The sequence below is a fragment of the Azospirillum sp. TSH20 genome (assembly GCF_003115935.1).
Taxonomy (GTDB): Bacteria; Pseudomonadota; Alphaproteobacteria; order Azospirillales; family Azospirillaceae; genus Azospirillum.
The window spans coordinates 1-17986 of sequence record NZ_LGQU01000029.1; the positions used below are offsets into that span (position 1 = coordinate 1).

Annotated in this window: 21 protein-coding genes; 8 read left to right on the top strand and 13 right to left on the bottom strand. The window is 70.1% G+C overall.

Features of this window, described 5'->3' with window-relative positions; all coding sequences use genetic code 11:
* Positions 1-76 precede the first annotated feature (76 nt).
* The 4 genes from TSH20_RS08760 to TSH20_RS08775 all read right to left on the bottom strand — a co-directional run bounded on the left by TSH20_RS08760 (position 77) and on the right by TSH20_RS08775 (position 3202).
* Positions 77-538 carry a CBS domain-containing protein gene (locus tag TSH20_RS08760; RefSeq protein WP_109074368.1) on the bottom strand — a complete coding sequence of 154 codons (462 nt, stop codon included), beginning with the start codon at positions 536-538 and terminating at the stop codon, positions 77-79.
* Between the two features lie 166 nt (positions 539-704).
* A complete protein-coding gene (locus TSH20_RS08765) occupies positions 705-1193 on the bottom strand; it encodes an SRPBCC family protein (protein ID WP_109074369.1) in 489 nt (162 codons plus the stop codon).
* A gap of 118 nt (positions 1194-1311) precedes the next feature.
* Positions 1312-2457: a 3-dehydroquinate synthase gene (gene aroB / locus TSH20_RS08770; protein WP_109074370.1), complete on the bottom strand. Its 1146-nt coding sequence runs from the start codon at positions 2455-2457 to the stop codon at positions 1312-1314.
* A 49-nt stretch (positions 2458-2506) separates the two neighbouring features.
* Entirely contained in the window at positions 2507-3202 is a 696-nt protein-coding gene (locus TSH20_RS08775; protein WP_109074371.1) for a shikimate kinase, read from the bottom strand.
* 378 nt (positions 3203-3580) lie between these two features.
* On the opposite strand from TSH20_RS08775, the gene TSH20_RS35285 reads away from it, so the two are divergent.
* Genes TSH20_RS35285 through TSH20_RS08790 form a run of 3 tightly spaced genes read left to right on the top strand, consistent with a single transcriptional unit; the run spans position 3581 to position 6668 of the window.
* Complete coding sequence (locus TSH20_RS35285; protein WP_199230887.1) at positions 3581-3721, top strand: hypothetical protein; 141 nt, start codon at positions 3581-3583, stop codon at positions 3719-3721.
* The gene (locus TSH20_RS08785; protein ID WP_109074373.1) at positions 3702-5576 is read left to right on the top strand and encodes a hypothetical protein; all 1875 of its coding nucleotides are present in this window, start codon (positions 3702-3704) and stop codon (positions 5574-5576) included. Before TSH20_RS35285 ends, TSH20_RS08785 begins: the two co-directional genes overlap by 20 nt.
* Positions 5577-5618: 42 nt before the next feature.
* Positions 5619-6668: a site-specific tyrosine recombinase XerD gene (locus TSH20_RS08790; RefSeq protein ID WP_109074374.1), complete on the top strand. Its 1050-nt coding sequence runs from the start codon at positions 5619-5621 to the stop codon at positions 6666-6668.
* 174 nt (positions 6669-6842) lie between these two features.
* Here TSH20_RS08790 and TSH20_RS08795 read toward each other — a convergent pair whose 3' ends face one another.
* Positions 6843-7154: a polyhydroxyalkanoic acid system family protein gene (locus TSH20_RS08795; protein ID WP_109074375.1), complete on the bottom strand. Its 312-nt coding sequence runs from the start codon at positions 7152-7154 to the stop codon at positions 6843-6845.
* Between the two features lie 102 nt (positions 7155-7256).
* Entirely contained in the window at positions 7257-7559 is a 303-nt protein-coding gene (locus TSH20_RS08800; protein ID WP_109074376.1) for a 4a-hydroxytetrahydrobiopterin dehydratase, read from the bottom strand.
* A gap of 141 nt (positions 7560-7700) precedes the next feature.
* On the opposite strand from TSH20_RS08800, the gene TSH20_RS08805 reads away from it, so the two are divergent.
* Positions 7701-8051 (top strand): metallopeptidase family protein, encoded by a 351-nt coding sequence (locus TSH20_RS08805; RefSeq protein ID WP_083896940.1) that lies wholly within the window; start codon positions 7701-7703, stop codon positions 8049-8051.
* Positions 8052-8080: 29 nt separating this feature from the next.
* Here the strand turns inward: TSH20_RS08805 and TSH20_RS08810 are convergent, their stop codons facing one another.
* Together TSH20_RS08810 and cobB are read right to left on the bottom strand one after the other, a co-directional pair.
* A complete protein-coding gene (locus tag TSH20_RS08810; RefSeq protein WP_109074377.1) occupies positions 8081-8692 on the bottom strand; it encodes a uracil-DNA glycosylase family protein in 612 nt (203 codons plus the stop codon).
* Positions 8685-9425, bottom strand: coding sequence for a Sir2 family NAD+-dependent deacetylase (gene cobB / locus TSH20_RS08815; protein ID WP_109074378.1), 741 nt, complete (start codon positions 9423-9425; stop codon positions 8685-8687). The genes TSH20_RS08810 and cobB overlap by 8 nt, the downstream gene beginning before the upstream one ends.
* 108 nt (positions 9426-9533) lie before the next feature.
* Here cobB and TSH20_RS08820 point away from each other — a divergent pair, with 108 nt between their 5' ends.
* Positions 9534-10031, top strand: a complete 498-nt coding sequence (locus tag TSH20_RS08820) for a low molecular weight protein-tyrosine-phosphatase (protein WP_109074379.1) — start codon at positions 9534-9536, stop codon at positions 10029-10031.
* Positions 10032-10100: 69 nt separating this feature from the next.
* Complete coding sequence (locus TSH20_RS08825) at positions 10101-11297, top strand: cyclic nucleotide-binding domain-containing protein (protein WP_109074380.1); 1197 nt, start codon at positions 10101-10103, stop codon at positions 11295-11297.
* A 16-nt stretch (positions 11298-11313) separates the two neighbouring features.
* Here TSH20_RS08825 and TSH20_RS08830 read toward each other — a convergent pair whose 3' ends face one another.
* From TSH20_RS08830 to TSH20_RS08850, 5 genes are all read right to left on the bottom strand, one after another.
* Positions 11314-11769 carry a DUF2000 domain-containing protein gene (locus TSH20_RS08830; protein WP_247871210.1) on the bottom strand — a complete coding sequence of 152 codons (456 nt, stop codon included), beginning with the start codon at positions 11767-11769 and terminating at the stop codon, positions 11314-11316.
* Positions 11770-11813: 44 nt separating this feature from the next.
* On the bottom strand, positions 11814-12659 hold the full coding sequence (locus TSH20_RS08835) for an AraC family transcriptional regulator (RefSeq protein ID WP_109074381.1): 846 nt from the start codon (positions 12657-12659) through the stop codon (positions 11814-11816).
* 13 nt (positions 12660-12672) lie between these two features.
* The gene (fliG, locus tag TSH20_RS08840; RefSeq protein WP_109074382.1) at positions 12673-13695 is read right to left on the bottom strand and encodes a flagellar motor switch protein FliG; all 1023 of its coding nucleotides are present in this window, start codon (positions 13693-13695) and stop codon (positions 12673-12675) included.
* A gap of 190 nt (positions 13696-13885) precedes the next feature.
* Positions 13886-15265, bottom strand: coding sequence for a leucyl aminopeptidase family protein (locus TSH20_RS08845; protein WP_109074383.1), 1380 nt, complete (start codon positions 15263-15265; stop codon positions 13886-13888).
* A gap of 475 nt (positions 15266-15740) precedes the next feature.
* Positions 15741-16418: an alanyl-tRNA editing protein gene (locus TSH20_RS08850; protein ID WP_109074384.1), complete on the bottom strand. Its 678-nt coding sequence runs from the start codon at positions 16416-16418 to the stop codon at positions 15741-15743.
* Positions 16419-16654: 236 nt separating this feature from the next.
* Between TSH20_RS08850 and TSH20_RS08855 the strand changes: the two genes are divergently transcribed.
* Together TSH20_RS08855 and TSH20_RS08860 are read left to right on the top strand one after the other, a co-directional pair.
* Positions 16655-17305, top strand: coding sequence for a glutathione S-transferase family protein (locus tag TSH20_RS08855; RefSeq protein WP_109074385.1), 651 nt, complete (start codon positions 16655-16657; stop codon positions 17303-17305).
* Positions 17302-17832 carry a GNAT family N-acetyltransferase gene (locus TSH20_RS08860; RefSeq protein WP_109074386.1) on the top strand — a complete coding sequence of 177 codons (531 nt, stop codon included), beginning with the start codon at positions 17302-17304 and terminating at the stop codon, positions 17830-17832. Before TSH20_RS08855 ends, TSH20_RS08860 begins: the two co-directional genes overlap by 4 nt.
* The last annotated feature ends 154 nt before the right edge of the window (positions 17833-17986 follow it).

Below are 17986 nucleotides of genomic sequence, written 5' to 3' on the forward strand. Positions count from 1 at the left end.
GGGGGGGGCGGGGCGCCCGGTCACCCCGCCCCCGCCGCAACGCAGCGTTACCTATAGGTCAGCCCCCGGCTCGCGCTCAGCCGAGGGTGGCCTCCGCCGAATAGCCGCTGCCGAACATGTAAGCCTCGCGGCTGCGCAGTTCGTCCTCCAGATGGGTGCGCACCACGGCGAACAGGTCGCGGATCGACACCATGCCGACGACCTCGCCGCCCACCGCGATGGGCAGGTGGCGGTAATGGTGCCGTTCCATCAGTTCCAGCGCCGCCAGAGCGGTGGCCGAAGGTTCCAGCGTGTCCGGATCGGCGGTCATCACCGCGGACAGCCGGGTGGTGTCGGGGTCGAGTCCGGCCGCGACCACGCGGGCGGTCATGTCGCGCTCGGTGACGATGCCCTTCAGCGTGCGCCCGTCGGTGACCAGCACCGCGGCGATGCGCTTTTCGGCCATCAGCGTGGCGGCATCGCGCACGGTGGCGCCCGGCGGCAGGCAGGACAGCTCCTGGTTCTTGATGACGTCAGGCATCAGTCGGCGTGTCGGCATGTGTCCCGTCTCCCTCGTGATTGCAGGTTTTGTGGACGAACGATGCACTCGACCGCGATTTCGCAGCGCGGCATACCGATCCTGTCAGCTTGATGCACGGATAGTCAATAGAACCGATTGCTGGGAACTTACCGCATATCGCGGTATGTCTTTGCCGCCGGCGCGGTTACTGGGCGGATTCCAACCGCTTGCGCAGCCCGTCGAAGCCGCTGGTGTAGATGCCGGCGATGGCCTTGCGGGCTTCGGCGTCGGAGGCGCCCTTGGCCTCGAAGTGCGAGGACCAGGTGATGCGGGTGGTGTGGGCATCCACCGCGCTCAGCCGGATGGTGGAGTTGTAGTTCTTCACCGGCAGCGGTCCGCTCAGCAGCGTGTAGCGCATCCGGTGCTTGGCGGCGGACAGGCCGGTCAGCCGTTCCTGAATGGCGCCGCCGCCCTTCAGCGCGAGGTCACGCTCCTGGCTTTTCCCGGTCTTGCGAAGATTGCAGCTCTCCACTGCCGGATGCCAGTCGCCGATGGCGCAGAAGGGGCCGATCTGTTTCCACACCTGCTCGATCGGCGCCTTGATCGTCGCCTGCTCGCGCACCTCCAGCGCCATGGCTGGCGCCGCCGCCAGCAGCAGGACCGCAACGGCCGACATGCCCATCATTGCCTTCATCACCCATCCTCCCCGATTCCGCCGCGGCGGAATGGCCGCGGTCTTGTCGGGGGAGTATGGGCGGGCAACCGTCGGCGCGGCTATTGTGCGAAAGGCGGATTGTCCGTGATATAGCGGATCAGGCGGACCGGACCGACTCGTCCAGCACGGCGCGGACGGCGGCGGCATCGACATCGCGGCGGGTGAAGGCGTTGCCGATGCGGTCGGCCAGGATGAAGGTGATGCGGCCGTCCTGCACCTTCTTGTCCTTGGCCATCGACCTCACCAGCCCATCGACGTCCCAGGCGACGCCGGGAATGTCGGCCGGGCGCACCGGCAGGCCGACCTCGGCCAGATGGGCGCGGGCGCGCCGGGCGTCCTCGGCCGGGCACAGCCCCTGCCGGACCGACAGGTCGAAGGCCAGCACCATGCCGATCGCCACCGCCTCGCCATGCAGCAGGGTCTGGCCGAAGCCGGTCGCCGCCTCCAGCGCATGGCCGAAGGTGTGGCCCAGGTTCAGCAGCGCGCGGTCGCCGCTCTCCCGCTCATCCACACCGACGATGTCGGCCTTGGCGCGGCAGCTGACCGTCACCGCATGGCGCCGGGCATCGCTGTCTCCGTCCACCACCCGCCGGCCGTTCCGCTCCAGCCACGCGAAGAAGTCGGGCTGGCGGATCAGGCCGTATTTCACCACCTCGGCATAGCCGGCCAGCACCTCGCGGCGGGGCAGGGTGTCCAGCGTGGCGGTGTCGGCGATGACCAGCCGTGGCTGGTGGAAGGCGCCGATCAGGTTCTTGCCGTGGCGGCTGTTGATGCCGGTCTTGCCGCCGACCGAGCTGTCGACCTGGGACAGCAGAGTCGTCGGCACCTGGATGAAGTCGATGCCGCGCAGCGCCGACGCCGCGGCGAAGCCGGTGATGTCGCCGATCACCCCGCCGCCCAGCGCCAGAAGGACGGTCGACCGCTCGATGCCGCGGCCCAGGATGTCGTCCATCAGCTGCTGGAAATGGGCGAAGTCCTTGGTCTTCTCACCGGCCGGCAGGACGATGGCCGGCTGCGGCGCGATCCCCGCCCGCTGCATCGCGGCGTTCAGCGTGTCCAGATGCAGCGGCGCCACGTTGGCGTCGGTCACCACGATGGGCGCCCGGCCGCGGGTGACGGCGGCGATGCGCTCGCCGGCATTGGCCAGCACGCCGTCGCCGACCAGGATGTCGTAGCTGCGGGCGCCCAGCTCCAGGCGGACGGTGTCGGGTGCGGCCGGGGTGTTGGCGGAGACGGAGGTCATCGGGGCAGTCCGCGAAGCTGGTGGATCGGGAAGGGGGCGGAGAAGAGGATCAGGAGGCGTCTGTCTTGGGAGCGTCGGTCTTGGGGGTGTCGCTCTTGCCGGGCCGTCCGCCGCGCGGCGCACGGTGGGGAAGCTGGACGCCGAAATGCGCCTCCAGCGCGTCGATCACCAGTTCCACCGTCACGTCGGGCGGACGTTCGTCGCTGACCACGGTCAGGTCGGCCTCGGCATAGATGGGATAACGCTGCTCCATCAGCCGGCCCAGGATGGCGCGCGGGTCGCCCTGGTTCAGGATGGGGCGGTGGGTGCGCCGGGCGGTGCGGGCGACCAGCACGTCCAGCTCGGCGCGCAGCCAGACCGACACGCCATGCTCGCGGATGGCGGCGCGGGTCTCCGGGTCCATGAAGGCGCCGCCGCCGGTCGCCAGGATATGCACCGGCTCGTCCTTCACCAGACGGCTGATGATGCGGCGTTCGACGGAGCGGAAGACCGGTTCGCCGTCGCGGGCGAAGATTTCGGCGATGGTGCAGCCGGCCGCCGCCTCGATCTCGGTGTCGGCGTCGCGGAAGGGCAGGTGCAGGCGCGTCGCCAGCCGGCGCCCGATGGCGCTCTTGCCGGCCCCCATCAGCCCGACCAGCACCACGGTGCGCGGAAGCAGCGGCTCCGCATCCTCCGCCGCACCCGTGCCCGGACCTGTTCCCGGACCTTGGGCCGTCATCGCCTTGCGCAGTCCCATCACATCCATCCGATCCGCCACTCGTACCCTTCGATGCCAGCAGGCCCATGTCCACGGCCCATGTCCCCGGCCCATGTCCCCGGCCCATGTCCTCGCAGGCCGTCACACCGCTGAAACAGACAACACTCATACCCGCCGAAAGCTGGCCGGCACAAGCGCCCCGGCCCTGCCCGGTGATCGGGTGGACGGGCTGGAGATGACCCGTGAACGGGCCGGGGACGGGTTGCGCCGCGGTCCGACCTGTGGCTACACTGCGCCGCCTCCCGGCCCCCGGCCGGGGCCGCGGATGCTTTAGCAGAAAAGCCATTGCTTGTCCCAAGCCCTGCGGACGCAGGGCGTGGTAGCTCCGCTCCTCCGTTTTTTCCGACACAACACGTCCCTGGTGCCATGAGCCGGTTTCTCTCGATCCTCTTCGTCCTGCTGTTGCTGGTGATCGCCGGTGGCGTGGTGTTCCTTGCCTCGTGGGATCTGCCGGCTCCGTCGAAAACGGTGGAGAAGGTTCTGCCGGATGAGCGCTTCCCGCGCTGAACCCCGACCATCGGCCGGGGGCGTCCCCCGGGTCGCGGTTCCGCTGTTGGCCGGGCTGCTGGTGGCCGGATGGGCCATGGCCGCCGCCGCCCAGGCCCTCGGCCCGCCGATCCGGCTGACGCCCGACGTGGCGTCCCCCGCACCCGCTCCGGTCCCAGCCCCGGTCGTCGTGCCGGCCTATCCGCCCGCGGTGAGCCCGCCGCCCGCCGTCTCCCCCATGGTGGCGCGGCCGGCGCCTGTCGCGAGCGAGTCGTTGGGTGCGCCCGACCCGGACGGGGCCGGCACCCTCAGCGGCATGCGGGGGTTGGGCGGCGACCCTTGGCGCGGCATCGGCCGGGCGGAGCTTCTGCCCCTGATTGCCGCGCTTCCGGTCGACACCCCGTCCCCCACCGTCAAGGCGCTGGAGCGCCGGCTGCTGTTGAGCGCGGGCTCCCCCGCCGTCGCGACCGGGGAGGCGCCACCGCCCCGCCGTTTCGGCGCCCTGCGCATCGAGAAGCTGGCTCGGCTCGGCGACCCCGCCGGGGCGGCCGAGCTGTCCGACCTGCTTCCGGCGGCGTTGGCGGCGGACGAACCGGCGGCCAGGGCACTGACCGATGCGGAGCTGGTGCGCGGCGGCCTGGACTGCACGCGGGCGCTGGCCCGCGGCAGGAGCTTCACCTCCGTCTACTGGAGCAGGCTGGCCCTGTTCTGCCGCGCCCGCGTCGGCGATCAGGCCGGCACCGACGAGGCGCTGGCCACGCTGCGCGGCGCCGGCCGGCGGTCCGACCCGTTCCTGATGGTTGCCGAGGCGCTGGCCGGTGCTGCGCCGCCGCCGGCCCGGATGCTGTCCCTGCAGGGCGACGGCGAGGGGCTGCCGCTGCTGCTCGCCGCCATGCGTACGGCGCGGATCGGCGTGCCGCCCGACCGGCTGCCGCTGGACAACCCGCCGGCGCTGGCCGCCGTTGCCACCAACCCTTCCACCGATCCCGCCACCCGCGCCGCCGCAGGCGAACGGGCTGCGGCCTCGCTGTTCCTCGACGCCCGCCAACTGCTGGATCTCTATGCCCAGGTGCCGGCGGTGGGGGACGAGCTGCTGCGGGTGCGCGACATCGCCCAGCGCGACCGCAGCGCCCGCACCCGCGCCCTGGTCCATCAGGCGATGGCGGCGGCGATGGACGGGCGGCGCCGCGTCGCCCTGGCCGCTCTGGCGGTGGAGCTGGTCGATCCGCGCCTGCGCGCCGGGCCGGTCGGCAATGCCGCGGCGGGGCTGCTCGACAGCGTGTCGCCGAGCGGCGACGCTGCGGCGCTGGCACCGGCGGCGGCCCGGCTCTATTACGCGCTCGGCCGACTCGATCAGGCGCGGCGATGGCAGGATCTGGCGCTGCGCAGCGGGCGGAGCGCCGACACCGCCTGGCTGTGGCCGCTGTCCGTGGTCGCCACCGGGCGCGGTGCCGAGGATCCGCGCGCGCTGACCGCATGGCTGGACGAGGCGCTGCGCGGTGCCGACGGCCTTGCCCGCAACCGCGTCGCCGGCCAGCTGGCGCTTCTCCAGGCCACCGGAGTCGCCATCCCGGACGAGGCGTGGATGAAGGCCACCGACGGCGCCGGCCCACCCAGCGGCAGCGATGCCGGCGTCGATCCGGCGCTGTGGCAGCGGCTGGGCGACGCGGCGGCCGGCGGGCGCATCGGCGAGACGGTGGCTGTCGCCCTGCTGCTGATGGGGGAGGCCGGACCCGCCGCCCTGCCGCCGGTCGTCACCGCCCGCGTGGCGGCCAACCTGAAGGCGGTCGGGCTGGAGCCGGACGCCCGTGCGCTGGTCCGCGAGGCGATGGCCGCACTCGCCGGCCCGTCCGTGCCCACCTCACCCGCCGAATGACCTCATGCCCGAGGAACCCACCACAACCATGACGCCGACACCATGACCGGCAGCAAGCCCCCAGCCAAAGCCGCTGCCACAGCCACTGGCAAAGCCGCCGGCAAATCCGGCGCCAAGCGCCGCGGCCGGCCGTGCAAGCCGCGCACGCTCGCCACCTCCCCGCACCTGGACGCCTTCCTCGACATGCTGACGGCGGAGCGTGGGGCGGCGGTGAACACGCGGCTGGCCTACGAGCGCGACCTTGCCGACCTCGGCCGCTGGCTGGCCCAGCGCAGCGTGGCGCTGGAGGCGGCCGGGACCGAGGATCTCCGCGCCTATCTGGCGGTGCAGAGCAAGGACGGCGCGCCGCGCACCGTGGCGCGGCGGCTGTCGGCGATGCGGCAGTTCTACCGTTTCCTGCTGTCCGAAGGCCGCCGCGTCGACGATCCCGCCTCGCCGCTCGACAGCCCCAAGCAGGGCCGCCCGCTGCCCAAGATCCTGACGGAGGCGGAGGTCGGCGCCATGCTGTCCACCGCCGAGGCGCGCGGCGGGCCGGAGGGGCTGCGGCTGGTGGCGCTGCTGGAGGTGCTCTACGCCACCGGCCTGCGCGTGTCGGAACTGGTCGGCCTGCCGATGACCGCGATCATGCGCGACGGCCGCGGCCTTCTGGTGCGCGGCAAGGGCGGCAAGGAACGGATGGTGCCGCTGTCCGACCCGGCGCTCGCGGCATTGGCCGGCTACATCCCGTTCCGCGGCCACTTCATCCCGCCAGCTGCTGGTGCGGAGGCCGGGCACAGCCCGTTTCTGTTTCCCTCCCGCAGTTCAGCTGAGGGACATCTGACGCGCCAGCGCTTCGCCCAGCTGTTGAAGCAACTCGCCATCGACTCCGGCATCGACCCGGAGAAGGTCAGCCCCCACGTCCTGCGCCACGCCTTCGCCACCCATCTGCTCGACCATGGCGCCGACCTGCGTTCCGTTCAGAAGATGCTGGGCCATGCGGACATCGCGACGACGCAGATCTACACGCACGTGGTGACCGAACGGCTGAAGAAGGTCATGCACGACCACCACCCGCTGGCGCGGCGCAAGGTGGAGGAGCCTTCGGAGGGGTAGGGGAGGTAAGGATAGGTGGGGAGGTGCGGGCTTCGATTGCCCCCTCCTAACCTCCCCCGCTTCGCAGGGGAGGGACTGCCGCTGCCTTCCCAATCAAGCACTCGCTCCCTCTCCCGCGAGAGCGGGGGAGGGTTGGGGAGGGGGCATCGTCAGCCGACAACTCCCCACAAACCCTTACTTCTTCTCCAGCATCAGCGTGCCCTGGCGGGTCACCTTGTTCTTGATCTTGTCGGCCAGAAGCGCTAGCGCCCAGGGCAGCTGCACCTCCATCTCGACGCTGTCGTCCAGCACGTCGATGTGGCCGGCGATGGTCTGGGCCAGCGCCACGACGCGGAAGTTCAGGCGGTCTTCGGTCCAGCTGTCGTCGACACTGGCCGCCACGGCGCTGAGGCGCGCCCGCACCTCGCCCATGCCGTCGACCAGCCGGCGCTTGGCCTCCGCCCGGCCGAGCGAGTGGGGGATGGACAGGGTCAAGGGTTTCGGCATGGTCGGCGGCTCCGCGCTGCACGGGTCTGGAGTCCCGCCGGCGGGCTGCCGACGGGACAAGAGTAACAGCAGGGGCGGGCGTTTGCTCCCGTGCCAGCCACCTCAGCGGTCGTGCAGCGGCGCCATCTGGTCCAGGCGGTGGGCGAAGTCGATGTCGGCCTGGGTCACGGCGTCGGCGCTGCGGGTATACAGGATCACCTCGACCCGGCCGACATCGTTGAACCATTCGGGATGGTGGCCGGTCTTCTCGGCCAGCAGGGCGACCTGGGTCATGAAGCCCCAGGCGGCTGGGAAGTCGGCGAAATGGTAGGTCTTGCGGATGGCGTCGCGCTCCAACACCTCCGCCCAGCCGTGCAGTTCCTTCAGCGCCGTCTGGCGGGGCGCACCGACAAGGCGATCGGACATGATGACCTCCCTTTCCTTCGTCACTCTTTTGCCGCCCGCAGCTTCTTGGCGAACGGGCGGCGGTTCGCTACCTTCTGCGGCATGATACGGAAACCTTCAGGTCCCCATACGGTTCCGCCCACGGTCGAAGACCTGGAGCGCATGGCCGAAGAGGCGCTCGACACCATCCCGGCGGAGCTGCTCGCCCCGGTCGGGAACCTCGTCATCCATGTCGAGGATTTTCCCGATGAGGATACCGAGCGGGAGATGGAGCTGGAAAGCCCATTCGACCTGTTGGGGCTCTATCGGGGCGTGGATCTGACGCGGCAAAGCGTCGCCGACCTGCGCGGCGGGCCGGACATGATCTTCCTCTACCGCCGCCCGATCCTGGATTACTGGTGCGAGACGGGGGAGGAGCTGCCCGCCATCGTCCGCCATGTCCTGATCCACGAGATCGGCCACCATTTCGGCTTCTCCGACGAGGACATGGAGCGGATCGAGACCATGGAGTAGGCGGGGGGAGTAGGGCGGGGCAGGGCCGTTCAGCCCTCCAGCGCGTCGGCCACCCGGCGGCGCAGTGCCGGCACCAGCTCCTCATCGAACCAGGGGTTGCGGTTCAGCCAGGCGGTGTTGCGCCAGCTCGGGTGCGGCAGCGGCATGAAGGCCGGGCCGTACTCGCGCCAGCTCGCCACCGTCTCCGTCATCGTCGCCTTGCGCCGCTCGCCCAGGTAATGCGTCTGGGCGTACTGCCCGATCAGCAGGGTCAGCCGCACGCCCGACAGCGCGTCGAGCAGCGGCGGGTGCCACAGCGGCGCGCATTCGGGCCGCGGCGGGTAATCGCCGCCCTTCGGCATGGTCCCGGGATAGCACAGCCCCATCGGCACCACGGCGATGCGGGATTCGTCGTAGAAGGCGGCGCGGTCCATCGCCAGCCACTTGCGCAGCCGGTCGCCGGAGGGATCGTCCCAGGGAATGCCGCTGGCATGCACCCGCGCGCCGGGCGCCTGCCCGACGATCAGCAGGCGGGCGGTCGGGCTGCCGCGCACGACCGGGCGGCAGCCATGGGGCAGCACCCCCGCACACAGCGTGCAGGCGCGCACCCTCGCGAACAGGCGGTCGAGGCTTGAGCCGCCTTCGGCAATGTCATCAGACAAGCGTCAGCAAATCCTGGACGAAGGCCGGCACCACCTGGGTCGCCGGGCCGTGGATGGAGCTGTGGAAATAGGAGGCGCCCTCCGACGGTTCCAGGTTCAGCTCGACCGTATAGGCGCCGGCAGACCGTGCCTCCGCCACGAACCCGGCGGCGGGATAGACATGGCCGGAGGTGCCGATCGACACGAACAGGTCGCATTCCTCCAGCGCCCGCTGGATGCGCTCCATCTGATAGGGCATCTCGCCGAACCACACCACGTCGGGCCGCATGCCGCCCTTGCGCCCGCAGGTCAGGCAATGGTCGTGCACCGACAGGTCGCCCTGCACCTCCGTCACCGTGCGGCAATGCAGGCAGAAGGCCTTCAGCAACTCGCCATGCATGTGCAGCGGCGCTACCGACCCGCCGCGCTCGTGCAAATCGTCGATGTTCTGCGTCACCAGCAGGACGTTGCCCTTCCAGCGCCGCTCCAGCTCCGCCAGCGCCCGGTGCGCCGCGTTGGGCTGCACCGCAGGGTCGGCAAGGCCGCGGCGGCGGTCGTTGTAGAAGCGGTGGACCAGATCGGGATTGCGCGCGAACCCTTCAGGCGTCGCCACATCCTCCAGATCGACCTGGCTCCAGATGCCGCCGGCGCAGCGGAAGGTGTCCAGCCCCGATTCCTTGGAAATCCCGGCCCCGGTCAGGATGACGATCGAGTCGGTCGGACGCAGTCGGTTGGTCAGCGCGGGTGAGGGCATGGGATCCCCTTAGCGGTTCGGAAACCGGTCACATGGAAAACTGCTGCGGCGTACGCTCGTCGCGCCCGGAAGTAAAGCCGCTGAAAAGAAAGAAGGGGGATACCGCAGGTGGTCAAGGTCCTGTTCGTCTGCACGGGCAACATCTGCCGCTCGCCCACCGCCGAGGGGGTGTTCCGCCATCTGGCCGACCGCGCCGGTCTCGGCAGCCATGTGACCGCCGACTCCGCCGGCACCCACAGCTACCACGTCGGCGAGCCGCCCGACCCGCGCACGCAGCGTGCGGCTCTTGCCCGTGGCGTCGACCTGTCCTCCTTGCGCGCCCGCAAGGTGGTGGCGGCCGACTTCACCCGCTTCGACCATATCCTGGCGATGGACCACGGTCATCTGGCCCAGCTGCGCCGCATCGCCCCGGCGGGCACCACCGCCGCGCTCCGCCTGTTCCTGGACGACGCGCCCGGTCTGGAAGGACGGGAGGTGCCCGATCCCTATTACGGCGGCCCCAACGGGTTCGAAGAGGTGCTGGACCTGTGCGAGGCCGGATCGCGTGGCCTGCTGGACCGCCTGTCGCGGGAAAGCAGGTTTCCGATTCGCGAAAGCATCGGTTAACGTGTCGCGGTGCCCCGGCCGCTTGGTCTATGCTGCCGGGACGAAGCCCTTTCGGAGCATCCCTCAGCCATGACCAGCGCAGCCACCGGCATCACCACGCCCGGCGGGATCCTCGACGGCATCGTCCTGTTCGAGGCCTTCTCGCCGGAGGAGCGCGCCGCCGTGGCATCGCGCGGGCGGGTGTTCGACGCCCCGGCCGGCACGGTGCTGATGCGCGAGGGAGACGTCGCCAGCTCGCTCTACGTCCTGCTCGACGGCACCGTGCGGGTGGTGCGCAACGACCCCTTCGGCGGTCAGGTGGAGGTCGGCTTCCGCCGCGCCGGCGACTGTTTCGGCGAGATGGCGCTGATCGACGGCGGCGCCCGCTCCGCCTCCGTCATCGCCGCCACGCCGGTGACGGTGTTCGAACTGGAACGCGACCTGTTCCTGGCGCTGATCTCCCCCTCGCCCGACCTGCTGGCGAAGCTGCTGCGCGAACTCAGCCGGATGATCCGCGAGGTGTCGGAGCGGGTGGTGCGCGAGGATCTGGAGCGACGCGCCCGCATCGCCGAATCCGCGCTGGCCCGTCAGCGCGCCATCACCCAGGCGGTGACCGGGCTGGCGCATGAACTGAACACGCCGCTCGGCGTCTGCGTCACCGCCGCCAGCCACCTGCAGGATCTCGCCCGGCCCGGCAGCGGCCCGCTGTCGTCCGAGGAACTGCGCGAACCGGCAGCATTGCTCGACGCCAACCTCGCCCGTGCGGTGGAACTGGTGGAGGCGTTTTCCGCCATCGCCGCCTGCCAGAACTCCGAACCGCTGGAGGCGCTGGAGTTGCGCCGCATGGCGGAGGATGCGGCGGCCCTGTTCGCCGTCCAGCATCCCGACCTGCCGCTGGCCATCCGGGTCGCACCGGGTCCCGCCTGCCCCTGGATCGGCTGTGCCCCGCATCTGGAGCGGGTGCTGCACCACCTGTTCGCCAACGCCGCCGCCCATGGCTATGGCGGCGGTCCGGGCGAAGTCGAGGTGACGATCCGGACGGCGATGCTGGATGCCGTTCCGGCCTGGAGCGTGACCGTCCGCGACCGCGGCGCCGGCATTCCGGCCAGCAACCTGCCGACCCTGACCGACGCCTTCTTCACCACCGCCCGCGGCCGCGGCCACAAGGGGCTGGGGCTGGCGGTGGTCTTCAACACGGTGACCGGGCCGCTCGGCGGCCGGCTTGCCTTCGACAGCAAGCCGGGCGCCGGCACCGCCGTGACGATCACGGTACCGCAGGAGCTGTGACGGGCAGGGGGACCCCTCATCCGTGCAGGGCAAGTCCCTTCACCGTCTTGTCGACCGCCTTCTTCGGCCCGCGCAGGGCTAGCCCGACCAGATCGGGCGCGTTCGGGTCCTCTGCCTGGAAAGCCGCGCGATTGGCGGCGTCGTGGCCGGTGCCGAACATCGCGGCGACATAGGGCACCAGCGTCAGCCCCCGTTCCAGCGCGGCATCGCGGACGGCCCGCAGTTGCCCGCCGTCGGCGGCGAAGATCATCATCGGCTGACCCAGCATCCGGCCATAGCGCCGGCCGGCGCCGTCGACATACTCCTCCCCCAGCGCGTCCGGCGCCGCGGCGGCGATCCCGGTGGCGAGGAAGGCGGCGACGTTGAGCTTCTGCCACACGGCCAGGTCGGCGCGGATGACCAGCGCAACCTTGGTGTCGAAGCGGACGGGAGCGTCGGCGGACATTGTCTCGGGCATCAGGCTATCGGGCATGGCAATGGTCTCCTTTGCCCAATCAGATGCCGGATGATCGCGCCTCAGTCTGGAACGTTCGTGCACAGATCGCGATAGGCGGCCGGCGTCAGGCCATAGGCGCGACGGAACCAGCGGCCGAGATGGCTCTGGTCGGCGAACCCGACTTCCGCCGCAACCAGGGCCGGCGTCTCGCCCTCGGCCAGCCTTCGCCGGGCGGCGCGCAGGCGCAGCCGGACCAGATAGGCGTGCGGCGACAGGCCGAAGGCGGCGCGGAAGGCGCGGTTCAGCCGGAAGCGGTCGACGCCGGCCGCCGCCGCCAGCTCGTCCAGCCCGACATCCTCGGCCATCCGGGCATGCAGCAGCTCACGCGCCAGGGCGGCGGCGCGGTCGGGACGCAGCGGCCGGCGCTCCTCCAGCGGCGTGAGATGGCCGGCCAGCCTCGCCGCCAGCCGGTCGACCGACAGGTCGCGAGCAAGCCGCCCCTCGCGCTGGTGCAGGGCCAGGAAGGCGGAGCGGATCGTCGCTGCAAGGCCGGGATCGTCGGCCAGCGTGTCGCGGAAGCCCAGCGGCATGCCGCCACCCCGCGGCATCAGGCTGCGCAGCGCCTCGCTGCGGGCGGACAGTAGCGGCACCGGCAGATAGAGCATGGCATAGGTGAAGCCCTCTTCCCCCGGACTGTGGCCGTCATGGGCCTCGCCGGGTTCGATCAGGATGACGCGGCCGGGGACGCTGGTGTGCAGCCGCCGCCGGCAGCGGAAGGCCTGCACCCCCTGCTCGGTGACGCCGACCAGAAGCTCGTCATGGTCGTGCAGGTCATAGGCATGGCCGCGGAAATGGGCGCGGATGGTTTCGATGCCGGTCTCCGCATCGCGGCGCACCGCCACCCAATCGTCCTTTCCGCTGGGCACCCCGTCCTCCCGATCAGTAGATCAGCTCGTTCTCGCCGCCGCCCTCGGAGATGACCAGTTCGCCGCGGGCGGCAAGGTCCTTCGCCAACTGGACCATGTACATCTGCGCCTCGTCCACGTCGCGGACGCGCACCGGACCCATCGCCGCCATATCCTCGCGCAGGATCTTGGCGGCGCGCTCGGACATATTGGAGAAGAACAGGTCCTTCAGCGTTTCCGAAGCCCCCTTCAATGCGGTTCCCAGCTTCTGCTTGTCGACCGTGCGCAGCATCGTCTGGACGCCGCTGGGATCGAGCTTCGACAGATCCTCGAAGGTGAACATCAGCGACTTGATGCGCTCTGCGCTGTCGCGGTTGCGTTCCTCCAGGGCGGCCATGAAGCGGTGCTCGGTGGTGCGGTCCAGACCGTTGAAGATCTCCGCCAGCATCTCGTGGCTGTCGCGGCGGCTGGTGCGGGCGAGGTTGGTCATGAACTCGGTGCGGAGCGTGCGCTCGACGTCGTCCAGAACCTCCTTCTGCACCGCCTCCATGCGCAGCATGCGCATGATGACTTCCATGGCGAAGCTTTCCGGCAGCTGGGTCAGCACGCGGCCGGCATGTTCGGGACGGATCTTGGACAGCACGACGGCGACGGTCTGCGGATACTCGTTCTTCAGGTAGTTGGACAGCACCGACTCGTTGACGTTCGCCAGCTTGTCCCACATGGTGCGGCCGGCCGGACCACGGATTTCCTCCATGATCTGGTCGACCTTGTCCTTCGGCAGGGTCTTCAGCAGCAGGCGCTCGGTCGAGTCGAAGGAGCCGACGAGCGATCCGGTGGCCGACATCTGCTCGGCGAACTCGACGAACAGGCGTTCGATCAGGTTGGCCGACACCGTGCCCAGGTTCGCCATCACCTGGGACAGTTCCTTGATCTCCTCGTCGTCCATCAGTGAGAACAGTCTGGTGGCATGCTCCTCGCCCAGCGCGAGCATCATGATGGCGGCCTTTTCCGGGCCGGTGAGGGTCCGGTAATCCTCGCGAACCTTCAACGCCATCTGTCCGCCTCCGCCGCCACCGCCACCGCCCACCTCGCGTTGGGGGCGAGCGGTTCATTCTTACACGTCAGGTTTCCTGATCTTCCGTTTTAATACGATCTTCTGTGGCATTCCATCCTCTCACGGGAGAAAGGCGGGGACAAATTCAGCCCATTCCCCGCCCCTCCTGCCGTCTTCCGCGGCTGTACCGTCAGCCGAACCGCTTGGCGATCACCGCATAGGCAGCGCGCAGGCCCAGCGCCTCGCCGCCTTCCGGACGGCCGGGACGGGCCGAACCGTTCCAGGCATAGGTGTCGAGATGCGCCCAGGGCGTGCCCTTCGACACGAATTCCTGCAGGAACAGCCCGGCGGTGATGGCGCCGGCGAAGCCGTTGGTGGTGACGTTGTTGATGTCGGCCACCTTGCTGTCCAGCCCCTTGCGGTAGGGCGCCCACAGCGGCAGCCGCCACATCGGGTCGTCGACCGCCGTTCCGGCCTCCGTCAGGTCGTTGGCCAGCGCGTCGTCGTTGCACATCAGCGCCGGCAGGTCGGGGCCGAGCGCCACGCGGGCGGCGCCGGTCAGGGTGGCGAAGTCGATCAGCAGCTCCGGCTTCTCCGAATCCGCCTCGGCCAGGGCATCGCACAGGATCAGGCGTCCCTCGGCGTCGGTGTTGCCGACCTCCACCGTCAGGCCCTTGCGCGTCTTCAGCACGTCCTGCGGCTTGAAGCTGTCGCCCGACACGACATTCTCCACCGCCGGCACCAGCACGCGCAGCCGCACCGGAAGCCCGGCCATCATGATCATCCGGCCGAGCGCCAGCGCATGCGCCGCCCCACCCATGTCCTTCTTCATGATCAGCATGGCGGACGACGGCTTCAGGTCCAGCCCGCCGGTGTCGAAGCAGACGCCCTTGCCGACGATGGTGACCTTGGGGTGTTCCGGGTTGCCCCAGCGCAGGTCGATCAGCCGCGGTTCGCGCGGGCTGGCGCGGCCGACGGCGTGGATGGCGGGATAGTCGCGGTCGAGCAGGTCCTGCCCGACGATCACCTCGACCGCCGCGTCGAACTCGGCGGCCAGATCCTGCGCCGCCTGGGCCAGTTCCGCCGGTCCCATGTCGCTGGCGGGGGTGTTCACCAGATCGCGCACCAGCCAGGTGGCGGTCGCCGCCCGCTCCACTTCGCCGTGGTCGGCCTCCGCCGGCCAGACCAGATTGGCGAAGCCCTTCTCCGGCGGCTTCTTGTAGCGGCTGAAACGATAGCTGCCGAGCGCCCAGCCCAGTGCCGCCCGCGTCGCCGCCCGCGCGTCCAGCGCCGCGTCGATCCGGTAGGAGCCGGCCGGCAGCGAGGCGGGCAGGCCGGCGAAGGCCCACAGATCGTCGACGGCCGACACGCCGGCCAGCACATGGGCGATGGCGCCGTCCGGCCCCGGCAGGAACACGGTCGATCCGGCCTCGCCGGTGAAGCCCACCGCCTTGACCCAGGAGGCGACGGCCGGCGATTGCCCGGCCAGCCAGTCGGCCAACCCGGCCTTGGTCACGGGGGTGAGGGCGACGGTGTCCGGACCGTCAACGGCAAGCAGGGTGGCGAGCAAGACTGAGGATCCTTCTCACGAGATCACGTCGCGCATCCGATGCGGATGCCCATCCCCCAAGGATGGCGCGCCGGGCGGCGGCTGGAAAGGGGTGGCATGCGCCGGGCAGGCATGGGCGGGGTGTGAAAACCGGCGGATGGAACAGGGTGGAACGTTTTTCCAGGCATGTTCCACTGTTCCATCCGGGCGCCATAGACGCCCGTCCCGCCGTTTCGGCTGGGGTGGATGGAACGGATGAAACACCATGAAACAGTTTTCCGACGATGTTCCAGCGTTCCGCGCGCCGGATGGGCGAGGGGCGATCTGCTGCAATGGAACGACACATCGGGGACATGCCACGACCTCCCAATCCCGTAGGCAAATTATCCTAGCACAGGGAGGGGAATCCGCCAGCGGTTGAATGAACCGGCATGGCGCAGGAGGGCCGGCGTGCCGATGCCGGGCACGCTCTGGGCGTCGGTTGCCGGCCGGGGATTTATTCGCTTTCCGGCCGGGGCACGGGCGATGCCTGAGCATCGGCCAGCGCGATTTCAATGCGCTCCTTGCCCTTGCCGGTGTTGCGACGCTTGAGCGTCAGCGCGCCGATCTCGCCCGTTCGGCGCAGATGCGTGCCGCCGCAGGGAACCCGTGCGAAGCCGGGGATCTCCCAGAAGCGGCGTTCGGCGGCCTCGTCGCTGAAACCGCTCAGGATGGGGGTGTCGGCGGCGACGATCCGTGCCGCCTGTCCGGCGAAGTCGGGCAGCAGTGGGGTCAGCGGCTCGTTCCAGGCGAAGTCGATGCGCGCCTTGTCGGCGGCGATGTGGGCGCCGATCTTGTGGATGCCGGGCAGACGGGCCATCACCAGTTCAAGCACGATCTCGGCCGCGAAGTGCAGGCGCATCAGCCGGTAGCGGCGCTCCCAGTCGATCGCCACCGCAACGGCGTCGCCGGGGGCGAGGCGGTGGCCGGGCGCAAGCCTGTAGCGGATCTCGCGGCCGTCCTTGCGGGCTTCCAGCACCTCGAAGCCGCCGATGGTGCCGGCATCGCTCTCCTGCCCACCGGAAAGCGCGTAGAGGATGGTGGCCTCCAACGTGACCTCGTCGCCGTCCACCCCGGCAATGCGGGTTTCCAGGCGGGTGCGGTAGGGATCGTCCCAGAACAGTTTCCGGGTCATCGAGTGCCTCGCGGAAAGCCACAGATCAACGACGTTTTCCAAATGGATGGCCCATCCACCCATTCAGCCGCCCATCCAGCTGCTCAGTATAGCCGCTCCAATGAAACATCCGGAGGAGGTTTGTCGCGCGGGTAGGGCAGATGCCTGCCCCGGCGCAACCGGAAGGCTTGTTGCGGTCCGTGAGGTGGGTCATGCTCACGCCCCCGCTGTTTGCCCGTTTCGAAAGGTGCCGTCCGATGTCCGACCTGACCCTGGTGATTGGGAACAAGACCTATTCGTCCTGGTCGCTGCGCCCCTGGCTGGCGCTCAAGCACACCGGGCTGGCCTTCACCGAGACCGTCATTCCCCTGCGCCAGCCCGACACCGCCGCGCGCATCGCGGCGCATTCGCCGTCGGGCCGCGTGCCCACCCTGATCCATGACGGGCTGACCGTCTGGGACTCGCTGGCGATCTGCGAATATGTGGCGGAGCTGGCGCCCGATGCCGGGCTGTGGCCGGCGGACCGGGCGGCGCGGGCGGTGGCGCGGGCGGTGTCGGCGGAGATGCATTCCGGCTTCGTCTCCCTGTGCACCACCATGTCGATGGACCTCAACCGCGACCGCAAGGGCCAGGGCATGACCGAGGCGACCGCCGCCGACATCGCCCGGATCGAGGCGCTGTGGGCCGATGCCCGCGCCCGCTTCGGCAAGCCGGCGGGCGGGCCGTTCCTGTTCGGCGCCTTCACCATCGCCGACGCCATGTTCGCCCCGGTGGTGATGCGGCTGGAAACCTATGGCGTCGCGGTGTCGCCCGAGTCGCGCGCCTATATGGACGCGGTGCTGGCGCTGCCGGCGATGCGGGAGTGGATCGCGGCGGCCAAGGCGGAGCCGTGGGAATTCGAGCCTTGAGCGATCCCGCCTTTACCATCCGCCGGGCGTGGCCGGACGATGCCGGCGCGGTGGATACGGTGCTGGCAGCCTCCTACCCGGCCCTGATGCCCGCCGGCTATCCGCCGGAGGTGATGGAGCGGGTGCTGCCGATCATCACCCGATCGAATCCGGCGCTTCTGGGCGCCGGAACCTATCATCTGGCAGAGGCGGCGGACGGCACGCCGGTCGGCTGCGGCGGCTGGAGCTTCGACTGGCCGGGCGAGCCGACCCGTGCGCCGCAGCCCGGACTGGCCCATGTCCGGCACTTCGCCACTCGTCCCGACTGGCTGCGCCGTGGCGTCGGGCGGGCGCTGCTCGACCGCTGCGTCGCGGATGCCGCCGCGGCGGGCGCATCGCGGATGCTGTGCTACGCCAGCCTGGTGGCGGAGGAGTTCTATGCCTCGGCCGGCTTCGTCGCGACCGGTCGGACTTCAATGGAGTTTCCGCCCGGCAACCGCTTCGACAGCATCGTCATGGTGCTGGAACTGCCCCCGACCGCCGGTTGACGCAACCGCAAAAGAAAAACGGCGCGCCGTCCTGCCGGATGGCGCGCCGTTTTCATGTCCGCTCTGCGACTCCCTCTCCCGTCCCGGGAGAGGGAAGGGGCCCATGCGGAGCATGGGAAGGGTGAGGGGTGATCCAAGGAACCGGATGGTTCTC